General features: G+C 59.3%; 11 protein-coding genes. 7 read left to right on the top strand and 4 right to left on the bottom strand.

All coding sequences use genetic code 11. The annotated features are described in order from the left end of the window. Positions 1-9: 9 nt before the first annotated feature. The 3 genes from B2A78_RS01585 to B2A78_RS01575 all read right to left on the bottom strand — a co-directional run bounded on the left by B2A78_RS01585 (position 10) and on the right by B2A78_RS01575 (position 1,863). Entirely contained in the window at positions 10-519 is a 510-nt protein-coding gene (locus B2A78_RS01585) for a protein tyrosine phosphatase family protein (protein WP_077728159.1), read from the bottom strand. Between the two features lie 9 nt (positions 520-528). Continuing rightward, positions 529-1,194: an FMN-binding negative transcriptional regulator gene (locus tag B2A78_RS01580; protein WP_077728158.1), complete on the bottom strand. Its 666-nt coding sequence runs from the start codon at positions 1,192-1,194 to the stop codon at positions 529-531. Between the two features lie 72 nt (positions 1,195-1,266). Beyond that, positions 1,267-1,863 (bottom strand): PIN domain-containing protein, encoded by a 597-nt coding sequence (locus B2A78_RS01575; RefSeq protein WP_077728157.1) that lies wholly within the window; start codon positions 1,861-1,863, stop codon positions 1,267-1,269. 234 nt (positions 1,864-2,097) lie between these two features. Between B2A78_RS01575 and B2A78_RS01570 the strand changes: the two genes are divergently transcribed. The 7 genes from B2A78_RS01570 (at position 2,098) to B2A78_RS01535 (ending at position 11,809) form a co-directional block, all read left to right on the top strand. Further along, positions 2,098-2,640 (top strand): hypothetical protein, encoded by a 543-nt coding sequence (locus B2A78_RS01570; RefSeq protein WP_077728156.1) that lies wholly within the window; start codon positions 2,098-2,100, stop codon positions 2,638-2,640. A 279-nt stretch (positions 2,641-2,919) separates the two neighbouring features. Then, a complete protein-coding gene (locus B2A78_RS01565; RefSeq protein WP_077728155.1) occupies positions 2,920-3,879 on the top strand; it encodes a radical SAM protein in 960 nt (319 codons plus the stop codon). A gap of 1,365 nt (positions 3,880-5,244) precedes the next feature. Further along, on the top strand, positions 5,245-5,604 hold the full coding sequence (locus tag B2A78_RS01555) for a hypothetical protein (RefSeq protein WP_168175317.1): 360 nt from the start codon (positions 5,245-5,247) through the stop codon (positions 5,602-5,604). Between the two features lie 191 nt (positions 5,605-5,795). Then, complete coding sequence (locus B2A78_RS01550; RefSeq protein WP_077728152.1) at positions 5,796-7,046, top strand: TolC family protein; 1,251 nt, start codon at positions 5,796-5,798, stop codon at positions 7,044-7,046. Further along, positions 7,043-8,134: an efflux RND transporter periplasmic adaptor subunit gene (locus B2A78_RS01545; RefSeq protein ID WP_077728151.1), complete on the top strand. Its 1,092-nt coding sequence runs from the start codon at positions 7,043-7,045 to the stop codon at positions 8,132-8,134. Before B2A78_RS01550 ends, B2A78_RS01545 begins: the two co-directional genes overlap by 4 nt. Next, positions 8,134-11,241, top strand: coding sequence for a CusA/CzcA family heavy metal efflux RND transporter (locus B2A78_RS01540; RefSeq protein ID WP_077728341.1), 3,108 nt, complete (start codon positions 8,134-8,136; stop codon positions 11,239-11,241). Before B2A78_RS01545 ends, B2A78_RS01540 begins: the two co-directional genes overlap by 1 nt. 265 nt (positions 11,242-11,506) lie before the next feature. Next, the gene (locus tag B2A78_RS01535) at positions 11,507-11,809 is read left to right on the top strand and encodes a DUF3240 family protein (protein WP_077728150.1); all 303 of its coding nucleotides are present in this window, start codon (positions 11,507-11,509) and stop codon (positions 11,807-11,809) included. Between the two features lie 25 nt (positions 11,810-11,834). On the opposite strand, the gene B2A78_RS01530 is transcribed toward B2A78_RS01535, so the two are convergent. Next, positions 11,835-12,671 (bottom strand): transglycosylase SLT domain-containing protein, encoded by an 837-nt coding sequence (locus B2A78_RS01530; RefSeq protein WP_240502368.1) that lies wholly within the window; start codon positions 12,669-12,671, stop codon positions 11,835-11,837. Positions 12,672-12,915: the final 244 nt, after the last annotated feature.

The following is a 12,915-nucleotide window of genomic DNA, read 5'->3' as shown; positions in this document are numbered from 1 at the left end:
GCCGCTTCGTCAATCTTTCCGAGGTCTATTTTCGTCCGCCGTATTCTCCCGATTATTGGTCGGCACCAAACTATCAGCTGCCGGGCGAGAGGCATCGAGGAACCTCGCCCAAATTTCGTTCGGTTCCCATACGCGTCCGATATGCGCCCGGGCCTGATCCCGAGACCAGCCCAGCCGCGCTTGGCCATACAGCGCGATGAAGCAGGAGACCCGATAGTTGCGGGCGCAATGGACAAACACTTTCCGGCCTTCCGATTTGTCCATAAGCTCGAGGAACTGCCGGAAGTCTTTCCACTCGGGCACCTGAAAATCGACCGGAATGTGGTGATACGTCATGCCCAGTGATCGGACGAGACCGGCCTCGTCCGCCAGGCAGTAGCGCGGGTCCAGCAACCCGAGATTGATGACGGTCTCGAAGCCTGCCTGCGCCAGCAGCCGAAGTTGCTCTTCCGTCGGCTGACCCCCGGTTGCCAGTTCGTCGGAAAGAGCGACATAGTTTTTGATCTCATCGATTGCCATTGATGATACCTACGTGTCTTCCATTTTGGCGGCAGACGAGTGTTTGTCGAACTCCTCGACCAAGGCAGCCATCTCCTGGGCATCATGGTTTCCATATTCCCTGAGTCCCCGGATCACGCCCGCTCGATTAGGCTCAGGCTGATTCTGGCTTACCTTCCATTTTCCCACGAGTCTGGTGATGACGATCTCGACGCCGACGATCGCTTCGATCAGACGGTCGGTGAATTCGCGAGGAGCGTCCGATACGGACCACGGTTCGCTGAACGAGGCTTCATGCCGGTCGGTGAGCGCTTCGAGCTGGCTCCGCAGCCAGACCGGGTCATCGATAATGCGAAGCGGACCGTAGGCATGCACGGCCACGTAGTTCCAGGTCGGAACCACCTTGCCATGCTCCCGTTTCGTGGCATACCAGGATGGGGTGACGTAGCTGTCGGGGCCGTGGAATATCGCCAACGTCTCGACATCCGAAACCAAGTCGCGCCATATCGGGTTCGAGCGCGCGACATGGCCGCGTAAGGTGCCGAATCGGCTCTGCTCTTCGGAGAGATGTAAAGGAATGTGATTCGCGTCGATTCCGCCGGACGACAATGTGACAAGCGTGGCGAGCGGATGAGTGCGAATCAGTTCGTGCAGGACCTCGACTCGCGATTCTTCGAAATGTGGTGGAACGTACATGGCCTTGTTCGTTGATGTGCAATGGACGGCAAAACGCGCCGTTTCCTAATCGGTCCACGCCAATGAACCGTTCTAGGCCGGAAGCGCATAAGAAATCCTGGTGTTGTTGACCGTGACCAGGCCTTGCTTTTGCAACTCCTGGAGCAGGGACGCCAGTTCTTGTTCAGAGAGTTGCTTCTGAAAAAGGGAGTTGATCGTACTCGATAATGTCTGGGCGGTTCTCGGCTTTGAAGCACCGCGCCGCTTAAGATCGCTGATGATGAGGTCGAGTTTCTCGGTCGCGGGCATCGGATTGACTGCCTTTATGATCGGTATGTCGGTGACGTCCCGCGATCGGCACACCAAGATCTTCTTGCTCTTGAGATGCTGAATCAGCGGATCGAAGCCTGTGTCCTTAGAGACGATGTGAAAATACGCGTCTGGCTCGGACACCGCAAGCCGGCCGATGTAATAAGCAATGTGGAAATCCAGCGCATTCGAGCCGTTGCTGGCGATCTTGACGTACTCCGCTCGATCTCCCATGCGCTGGAGCGTGGCAGCGATCTCGAACGCAAGCTTCGACTGATTGGCTCCGACGAACACGATAACCTTGAAATGCTCCTTGTCGAGAACGGAGATCGCCTCCGGTTGCACATTCTCGTAGTCTATGAGTACGTAATTCGTCTTCACGTGGCGGCTTCCCCCCGAATTTCCAGATGGCTTCATGTCGGCCTTCCCGCGTCTCGTTATGGGGTGCCGGCAAGCTCCATGACTAAAGCGTAGATGAAAACGCCGGAACGTCGGTTCGGCTCCGTGCCTGCGGGAACTTTTCCGGAATAAATCGACCCTGAGCAATAAGCGCTGCCGAGTTGCGCTGCATAGGCAGGATATTCGAAATCCAAGCCACATACTTGGGGAGGCGGTATGCACGACTGGAATGTCGTCGTTTCGGTGTTCGAGCATGGGTTCAGGCGTGCCCGCGATCTGCTCGAAACGCTCGGTCCTGTCCACAAAACCGATTATTTCAATGTGCTGGTGATGAAGGTCGACGATACGGCAGGATTTCTCAGGACCTTAAAGGAGTGGTCCGACAGAGACCCCGAAATCTTCACGCAGTGCATTTCCCGCGCGATTCCCCTCACGGCTCTGTTCGGTTTTCAGACCCCGCCGGAGTTCGAGGCAAAAGCGCGCGAGGCCACCGCCCGTTGGCTGCGAGATCTAGCTGGCGCTCGATTCCATGTGCGCATGCACCGCCGCGGATTCGCCGGGCGCCTGTCCAGCCAGAACGAGGAGCGTTTTCTCGACGAATTCCTGCTGACCAAGCTGGATGAAGCCGGAATGCCGGCCTCGATCGACTTCCAAGATCCCGATGCCATACTAGCCGTCGAAACGGTCGGACAGCGAGGCGGGCTTTCGCTGTGGACGCGCGAGCAATTGCGGACTTATCCGTTTCTGGGGTTGGACTGAGAAAAGTCTGCTATTTGAGCATTTTCTGGTATGGCGTAGCGCCCCGAAGGTGCGGTAGGTCGGCAATCCCTCGCCGACCCAATGTGTCGGCAAAGGATTGCCGACCTACGAATTTCCCGATTCTTACCGCTAAACTACGGTGAAAAACGCTTTAGCCAGCAAATTTTTTCCCGCTTCGTGATACGAAACAGCCGGATGCCTGTCAATGGCCAATGGTGTTATCTGCTGATCGATTTTGTGATCGAGAAGCCCTGAAGATTATTTTTAAGTCGCATAGCCATGAATCCAGCGGAAAACCTCCCGGAAGGCTTTCAAGCCGGTTATCTCACACTGCTCGAAAGCGGCGAATTGGAGCAACGGGTCCGCATCGCCCGTCAGCATCTTAAATCCTGCGATCTCTGCGCGCGCTATTGCCGGGTAGATCGGCTGCGTACGACCCAAGGCGCGGTGTGCCGGACCGGAGAGCGTGCCGTCGTCTACAGCTACGGTCCTCATTACGGGGAAGAAGACGTCCTGCGCGGCTGGAACGGCTCGGGAACGATTTTCTTCAGTTGGTGCAATTTGCGCTGCGAATTCTGCCAGAACTGGGAAATCAGCCAAAAAGGCGAGGGCCGCGAAGTGGAGCCGGACGAACTGGCGGCAATGATGCTGGACTTGCAGGCCCGAGGCTGCCACAACATCAATTTTGTCACCCCCAGCCATGTGGTGGCGCAGATTCTCGAAGCGACGCTGATTGCCGCCCGGCGGGGACTCACGCTGCGCCTGGTCTACAACACCGCCGGCTACGACAGTCCCGAAGCTCTCGCTCTGCTGGACGGCATCATCGACATCTATATGCCGGACATGAAATACGGCGATTCCGTCATCGCCCACCGATATTCGCATGTGCGGAATTATTGGGAGGTCAACCGGGCGGCGGTCAAGGAAATGTACCGACAGGTGGGCAACCTTCGGTTGGCCGAGAATGGCTTGGCTTACAGGGGGTTGTTGGTTCGACACCTGATTCTGCCGGCCGGCTTGGCCGGAACGGAAAAGGTTCTGAAATTTATCGCCCGCGAGATTTCCACGGAGACTTATGTCAATCTGATGGGACAGTACTATCCCGGCTATCGGGCCAGCGACCTGCCGGAGCTATCCCGCCGCATTGCCGCGACGGAATACAGAGAAGTGCTGGATATCGCCCGGCGTCTAGGCCTGACGCGGCAGGACCGACCGTCACCCGTGAACCGTTTGCTCTGAGCGTCATGTTACTGATCCAGCTTCCGCGCATGCGGAAGCAACATCCGGTGCAATGGCCGGCAGCCATTGCACCCGAATGTCGGCATTTCCTCTATTTGGCTTTACATATACCTGGACAATCTGCGCCGCCCTGGGTGGGATCACAGTCGTCACTCGGATCATCGACACAGACTTGATCATCGGGGCACTTGGTTCCCGCGATCCCGCCACAGGCTACGGGTTCAGTTTTCGGGCACTCGCCCTGATGGTCGATGGAAACTCCAGCGGCAGCTGCCTCACAGGCATTGCCATAAGTTTTGCCGTCGCAACCGCAGACGGGATCGAATTCCCTGGTGCAAGCGGTTGGTTTGGTTTTGCAGACCCCTTGTGCATCTGCAACTTTGCACTGGCCGACGCCAAGATCACAGTATTGTCCCTCCGGACAAGACAACCCGCGGATAGTACCGCATACGGTTTCGGGTGGTTTGGGCGGAGTCTCGCGATCGCAACCAGCAAGCAAAGCAAGTAAAGAAAAATAAACCAGCAGTGTGACAAGCCTTTTCATACTCTAATCTCCATGATGTTCAACATCGTTCGATGTTGTCGTAAGGCATGTGAATAGCGCGGTTTTGCGGCGCCGGATTCCCTGAATTTCCATCGAGTCCTCCTTGCACACCCTCGATGAGGGCCGGCTAAGTATATGTACGCTATGGAAAAGGCGTAAAGCTTTGGATGTGCAAGGCATATGGTTGGTCGCCGGTCTATCGGCCCCAGACTGAGAGAATGTCTTAGAACCACCCGAGATCGGAGCATCGTAGATCAGGCAGGAGTCGCATTATACGGTGCTCCCAACAGGCCTGACCGGGATGGAAAGGATTCTGGTATTCACGGGATGCGAGAATTTCGATGAGACTCAATTCGAGATTTTTCCCTCTGCTTCGATACGAAATCGGTGACTAGACAGTTCACCGGTACTGGCAAGCAGCGGGTCCGCCTCGATCCGAATATCGTGATAGCCAAGCAGACGGATATTAGCCATACAGCCAAAATCTCAGCTGAATGCGGCGCAAATCTCTTCTTCGGATGTTCGAAACACCGCGTCGGCATTAGCTCCAAACCACAGTATCGGCTTTAAGGTCGCGATAGAGACATGCGGGCTCGGCATTTCCTTTCGAGTAGCTGTCGAGGAAATCCGTGACTGCGGCCGGTGTCAAAGCCTATACGCTCCACGCTCCACGCATCGGTGTCGGGATTCTTTTGTACAGCCATGGCGCATCACTGGATTTTTTCGGCCTTCCATAAGGACTATACTGTACGAGTTTTTACCATCCGTACTATTGTCGAACTGTGACAACGCTCGCTTCCCGTACGATCCTGCTAGTTCTCTTGACGCTGATGCAAGTCATCGCGCCGTGGGTTCATGCGCACACCGGGGGCGAAACGGGCGGCTTTCTGCATGTTCCCGGGCTGGAATTCCTATCGAAAAGCGGAGAGACATCGGTTCAAGCCGATGCGCCGCCGCTCGATCAGGACGTCATTATCAGCGTTCAGGCCGGATTCTGGGGCGAGGCCGGCAAAGCCAAGTTTTCGCCGATCGCCGATGATCAGCCTTGCCTTCCCTCCATCGCCGCGTCGATTCGGCGATCACAACTAATCGCGACCCCATCTCTTGTCGAGGAATCACCCTCGCCGGATTCGTGTTTCTACCGCAATACCGCCCCGCGCGCCCCACCGTTAAACGCTTGACCAAATTCGCCTTTTAAAGGACTTTCGCTCTCTGTTCCCGGCTTTATCGGGGGCCTGCCCTGTGTGGGCGGGTGGCCTTTAACGAAAAGAATTCAGTGTGGACATCGGGCAATGGGCACGGGAGCGTTTCCCGTCCAGCTTGAGCAGCGGTCACCGTCGTCCCGGCTCGTGACTTTGGGAGAAAAATACCAATGAAGCTTTTAGTGTGTGTGGCAGGCGCGGCTTGTTTTTTCGCGATCGCGCCCGTCGCCTCCGAAGAGCGCTTTGTCGATCATTACGATGAGCTGGTGTTCGACGAATCGCTGAGCCTTGGCCAGGTCATCGAGGCCACTTTCGAAAAATACCCGCAAAGCGCTCTCATCGCGGCTTTCGAGAATGAGGCTAAGGCTCTGGAGCGCCGCAGTGCCAGTTGGATAGCGGGTTACCCTGCGGTCTATCTGCAATGGATCGACGATCGTGCCTTTAACGATCGCGGCGCGGTGGAAATACAGACCGGCTATCAAATTCCGGTATGGATGTGGGGCCAGCGCGCGGCGAGCAGGGCCGTGGCCGAGGAAGCGACGCAGAGCACCGCTTTGCTCGCGCGGGCGATAAGGCACGAGGTGGCGGGCCTGGTGCGCGATGCCCTATGGAACCTTCGGCTGGTGGAAAACCGATATGAGCTTGCCGAGCGTATCTACGAGGTTTCCAGGCAGTTGACCGCCCTGGTGCAACGGCGTGTCGATGTCGGCGACCTCGCGCGGGCAGACTTGCTGCTTGCGGAAAGCGACGAGCTGGAGAAAAAGACCGCGGTTGTTCAGGCCGAAGCGGAGGTGATGCATGCCCGCAAGAGCTATTCCAATCTGACCCGCCTGGAGCGTGCGCCGAAATTTTTCGAGGAGGAGCAAAGCCCCCGCAGCACGTTCGACGAGAGCCATCCGGCCCTGGCCGTCGCCAACGCATTGATCGAGCGCGCCCAGGCCGAAGTCGAGTTCACCCGCAGGTCCAAGCAGGGCAACCAGCCTTCGATTCTGGTCGGTACCCAGCACGAACGGGGCACCCGAAAAGAAGGCTATAACAACGAAACCAACTTCGTGCTGCAAATCCCCATCGGCGGTGAGGCCTATAACGCGCCGTTCGTGGCCGAGGCCAATATCGTCCTGACCCAGCGCCTGACTGATCGGGACATCTTGTTGCGGCAGTTGGAGAAGGCGCTGCATGAGGCGATACACAATCTCGAGGTCGATCGCGCCGCCCTGACGATCGCCGAAAGGCGGCGGGAAATCGCCGAGTCCCAGCTCAAAATGAGCCGGCTCGCGTTCGAGACCGGGGAGATTTCGCTGATCGATTATCTCAAGATCCAGGCCACCGCCCAGGCCGCCATTCGCGATGCCGCCGAACGGGCCATCCTGTTGCAGCGGGATATCGCGGTCTACAACCAAGTGGTCGGAGTCACGCCATGAGACTCGTCTTTTTGTCCATGCTTTTATGCTTTTGCGCGACGGGACTCGCGGCCGAGAATGCGGTTCAGGTTACGGCGGAACAAGCGAAACATTTGGGAATCCGCACGGTGAAGCCGGAAGAGGTTGCAGCCATGCCGCTGGCGCGGGCGCCGGCCCGCGTCGTCTTGCCGCCGCAGAACGAATTCGTCGTCAGCGCCCCGCAAGCGGGAGTGATCAGCAACGTCGCCGTACCCCTGGGCGTAAGGGTGAAACAAGGCGAAGTGCTCGCCCGTATTCAGAGTCCCGATTTGCTGGCCCTGCAACGGGAATTGCTCGATGCCGCCTCCGAATTCAATTTGGCCCAAGCGCGGCTGAGACGGGACGAGACTCTGCTTAAGGAGGGCATTATTTCCCGGTTGCGCTGGCAGGAAACCAAGAGCGATTTCGACAAGGCTCAGGCGGCGCTGCGGGCAGCGGAACAGACCCTGGCGGCGTCAGGGCTGGGCCAAGGCGAGATTCGGCGCCTTAAGACTAATCGGCAGCTGAGCAGTCTGATAGAAGTGCGTTCCCCGATAGACGGCGTCGTGCTCGAACGCATGGCCGTGGTGGGGCAGCGGGTGGATAGACTCGCGCCGCTGTTTCGGGTCGGCAGACTGGACGAATTGTGGCTGGAGGTCGACATGCCTCAGGAACGGCTGCACGAGGTGAGAATCGGCGACCGCATCAGCCTGGAAAATTCTCGGGCCACCGCCCGCATCATCGAGGTCGGTCAGCACGTGGATCCCAAGAGCCAAAGCGCTTTGGTACGGGCCGTGGTCGACAGCCCGGCGGAGGATCTGCGGCCGGGCATGCACATAAACGCGCAACTGATGCACAAAAGCACCGACCTGATTTTCCGCCTGCCCGTCGCCGCGTTGGTCGGCCACGAAGGCCGAAACTACGTGTTCGTGCAAACGCCTGAGGGTTTTGTCGCGCGCGAAGTGGCGGTGGCCGGTCTGGAAGCCTATAGCGTCGTCATTCACGAAGGCTTGGACGCGGGCGAGGAAGTGGCCGTGCAAGGCGTGGCCGCGCTGAAGGCCGCCTGGCTCGGCATGGGAGAAGAAGAGTGATCGCACGTTTGATCCAGTTCGCGCTGACCCAGCGCCTGTTCGCCTTGCTGAGCGCCCTGCTCCTGGCCGGCGCCGGCTGGTTCGCCGCGGCCAATCTGCCCATCGATGCCTTTCCGGACGTTTCGCCGACTCAGGTCAAGATCATCATCAAGGTGCCCGGCATGACCCCGGAAGAGGTGGAAGCGCGCGTCACGGCGCCCATCGAGGTGGAAATGCTCGGCATCCCCAGGCAGACCATGCTCCGCTCCATCGCGAAATACGCGCTTACCGACATCACCATCGACTTCGAGGAGGGCACCGATATTTATTGGGCGCGCCAACAGGTGGCGGAGCGCCTGAACGAGGTTTGGGGAAATCTGCCGGGCAACGCGGAAGGCGGTATCGCACCCATGACCACGCCTTTGGGCGAGATGTTCATGTTTACGGTGGAAGGCGATGGCTTGAGCCTCTCCGAGCGGCGAACCCTCCTGGACTGGGTGATTAGACCGGCGCTGCGCACGGTGCCGGGCGTCGCCGACGTGAACGCATTGGGCGGGATGGTGAGAAGCTTCGAGGTCATTCCCGACAACATGCGGATGGCGGCGCGCGGTGTGAGCATCGGGGAACTGGCCGAGGCGCTCAAGTCCAATAACCGCAACGACGGCGCCGGCCGTTTGGCCCAAGGCGAGGAGGCGCTTCTGGTGCGTACCGAGGGGCGGATCGTCGACCTGGACGACGTGCGCACCATCGTCGTCGCGGAGCGGAACGGCACGTCCATCACCGTGGGCGACGTGGCCGACGTCCGCATAGGCGCCCTGACCCGCTACGGCGCCGTGAGCCAGAACGGCCGGAGCGAAGCGGTCGAGGGTTTGGTGCTGAGCCTCAGGGGAGCGAATGCCCGGCAGGTGGTGGAAGGAGTCGAGAAGAAGCTCGAGGAAATCCGCCCGGCTTTGCCCAAGGAGGTCAAAGTCAGCGTGTTCTACAACCGCGGCGACTTGGTCGGGAAAGCCATAAACACCATCGTCCGGGCCTTGGTGGAGGCTACCGTTCTGGTGCTGATCCTGCTGGTTCTGTTCCTCGGCGATCTCCGGGCCGCGCTGACCGTCGCCTTCATTCTGCCCATGGTGGCCCTGTTCACCTTTCTGCTGATGAACCACTTCGGCCTGACGGCCAATCTCATGAGTCTCGGCGGGCTCGCCATCGCGATCGGCAAGCTGGTCGACCCGGCGGTGGTGGTGGTGGAGAACATCACCACCCATCTCGCTGAGCAGAGCAAGACGAATCGAGTGCCGCGACTGCACGCGATCTACCGCGCCATGCGCGAAGTCACCGCGCCCGTGGTCTCGGGGACGATCATCATCGGCGTCGTGTTCGTGCCGCTGTTTACCCTGGAGGGCCTGGAAGGCAAGATGTTCAAGCCCTTGGCCTTCACCAACGTGTTCGCCATGAGCGGATCGTTGATCTTCTCCTTGGTCGTGATCCCGGTCGTGGCCTCTTTCCTGATGAAGCGCGTCAAACACGAGGAGCCCTGGCTGGCGCGGAAGCTCTCGGAATGGTACCGCCCGGTCCTGATCTGGTCCCTCGCTCACGGCCGTACCGTGTTGCTCGGCGCGGGACTGCTGCTGCTGTCCACTGTGGGCGTTTATTTCCAGATCGGCAAGACCTTCATGCCCACCATGGACGAGGGCGACATCATCGTGCAGGTGGAGAAACTGCCGTCCATCACGCTGGAGCAGTCGGTGCGCCTGGACCAGCAAATCCAGAAGGCTATCCTGGAGCACGTGCCGGAAGTGACGCGGGCCGTATCCCGCGTCGGCGCGGACGAGATCGGCCTCGACCCCATGGGACTCAACGAGACCGACAACTTCTTCGTCCTCAAGCCGCCGGACGAATGGCGCATGGACAGCAAGGAAGCCCTGATCGACGAAATCCGTAAGGTTCTGGATACCATTCCCGGCATCGCTTACGGCTTCACTCAGCCGATTCAGATGCGGGTCACCGAGATGCTGACCGGAGTGCGCGGCGACGTGGCGGTCAAGCTGTACGGCCCGGAACTCGCCGTGCTCAACGCCAAGGCGGAGGAAATCGCCGCCGTGATGCGAAAGATTCCCGGCGCTTCGGACGTGTTCACCATCCGCAACGAAGGCATGCAGTACCTGGTGGTGAAAGTGGACCGGCTGGCCGCGGGACGCCTGGGGTTGGATGCGGATTCTCTGGCCGACACCTTGCGGGCCCAGATCGAGGGGCTCAAGCTCGGCATCGTCCAGGAGGGCATCCGCCGCACGCCGTTGCTGCTCAGAGGCTCCGGAGAGCCGGCCAATATGTCCACCCTGCAGATCGCCTTGCCCGACGGGCGCCGGGTGCCATTGTCGGTAGTCGCCAAAATCGAGCCGGTGGAAGGCGTGGTGGCGGTCAACCGCGAGCGGGGCCAGCGCTACACATCGGTGCGCAGCAACGTCGAGGGGCGGGATCTGGTGGGCTTCGTGGAAGAGTCCAAGCAGGCCGTGGCCGGCCAGGTGCAGCTGCCTACCGGCTATTACATCGAATGGGGCGGCCAGTTCGAAAACCAGCAGCGGGCCGCCGCCCGCTTGGCCGTGGTTATTCCGGTGTCGATCGGGCTGATCTTCCTGCTTCTGTTTTCCACCTTCGGTTCGGTGCGCCAGGCCATTCTGGTCTTGGCCAACGTGCCCCTGGCGCTCATTGGGGGCGTGTACGGCGTCTGGATTTCCGGAGAATATCTCTCGGTGTCGGCCTCGGTGGGCTTCATTTCCCTATTGGGCATCGCGGTGCTGAACGGCGTGGTGATGGTGAGTTATTTCAATCAACTGCGGGTACTGGGGCTACCCATGGATGAAGCGGTGGTAGTGGGCGCAATGCGCCGGCTTCGGCCGGTGCTGATGACCGCCGGCATCGCCGCCTTCGGACTCATTCCGCTGTTGTTCGCGACCGGCCCGGGCTCGGAAATCCAGCGGCCGCTGGCGGTGGTCGGCGTCGGCGGACTCTTCACGTCGACGCTGCTGACCTTGGTGCTGCTGCCCATTCTCTACCGTCGCTACGGCGAATCCAGAGTCGGGTCCAATCTCCTCTCCCTCTGGGAGAAGATTAGGGTGGGGGAGCCAAAACAATGATTTCATTCTTATTCCATTCGGCATTCGAGTGAACATTCATCGTGGCATGGGTAGAGCGAAGCGAAACCCCTCGATGGCGGGATAGCCCTTCGACAGGCTCAGGACAGGCTCCGCGTAACCCACCGATTGAAGGTCGCTTGGCGGGTTACGGCGCACGCGAAGCACAGTGATCGGCGGTCGGTCAGTGCTGATGTGCGCCTAAGCCACCCTACGAAAATGAATGCCTGATTGAAAGCGATTTGGAATTACCCATTCGGAGCATCCCATGAGCGAATTCTTTCTTCTTACCTTGATCGCCCCACCCGGTCACGAGGAACCCATAATCGATTGGCTATTGCAGTACGAGCATCCGAGCGGATTCAGCAGCTTTCCGATCAGCGGCCATTCGAGCCATCCGGAAAGCTTGACTCTGGTTGAGCAGGTGACCGGACGCAAGCGGCAGGTTCGCTTCGATGTGCAGCTCGCCGGCTCCGACCTGGAGGTGTTGCTGGATCGATTAAAGACGGATTTCGCAGGATCGGCGATTCACTACTGGGTTTCGCCGATTGTCGATGCGGGGCGGCTTTGATGGACGGAGAGCGGCTCCGGGCCGATTAGAACAAACGATCGTCCGATCGCGGCGGCGGTACCGGATGAACAGTCTTTTGGTAGGTCGCCAGAATGCGCTGAACATAGTTGCGGGTTTCCCGATAAGGGGGAACGCCCTGATATTGTTCAACGGTTCGCTCGCCTGCGTTGTAAGCGGCCACCGCCCATTCGACGTTGCCGCCGAAATGCCGCAACAGCCAGTGGAGATATGCGGTTCCGCCCTTGATGTTTTCCACCGGGTTCCAGACATCCTTGATGCCGAAACGCTCCGCCGTGGCGGGAATGAGCTGCATCAGTCCCTGGGCGTTCTTGCTGGAGAGTGCGGACGGATTGAAACCGGATTCCGCCTGGATGACGGCTAATACCAATCGCGGATCGATGGAATATTGCGGTGCGATCTGGCTGACCCAACTTTCGACGAGTTTCCGGCTTGGATTTGAACTGGGCTCGATGCTGGCTGTAACCGGTGCCGGTTCGGGCTGGCAGTCGGAGTCGTCCGCAGGGGTTATGCCCTGGTAGCGCACCAGCATCCGCGCCGCATAAACATCGCCGGTCTTGGCCGCACGCATGAACCAGCCTACGGCGACGTCCGCCTTGCGGGAAAGTCCTCGGCCGTTGAAGTACATCCAGCCGAGGTTGTACGCCGCTTGCGCATCCCCGAGCAACGCCGCTTTGCAGTAAAGGCGGTAAGCCTCGGCGTAGTCCTGTTTGACGCCTCGGCCGTGCTCGTAGCGCAGAGCCAGGGTGCGCAGATCGCTTGCCGTGTCGATGCTGTCCTGCGCCAGGACAAGCGTCGCGCTGATACTTAGCAGCCAACCAAGCAGGAGTCGAATTGCAATCAAATTGGGCTCTCCAAAACCGACGGCACTGGTTAAGCAGCGTATGTGCCAATCGTTTGGAATGCGTGTGTCGCCTGCAAGCGCGGGGCAAGACAGTGGTCCGGACGCCGCAACTGTAAAATTTTTCGACATATGGACTCTGTCGTACAGGGCGACATCCGATACGGTTCAGGCGCGGACCGCACGGTTATGGCTACAAGTCATTGAAAAACTGGCGGAAACTGGAGGTCTCCCGCTTCCGACGGGT

The sequence above is a fragment of the Methylocaldum sp. 14B genome, from assembly GCF_002005105.1.
Lineage (GTDB): Bacteria > Pseudomonadota > Gammaproteobacteria > Methylococcales > Methylococcaceae > Methylocaldum.
Note: the sequence above shows the minus strand (reverse complement) of the source record. Positions and strands in the feature narration are given on the sequence as shown.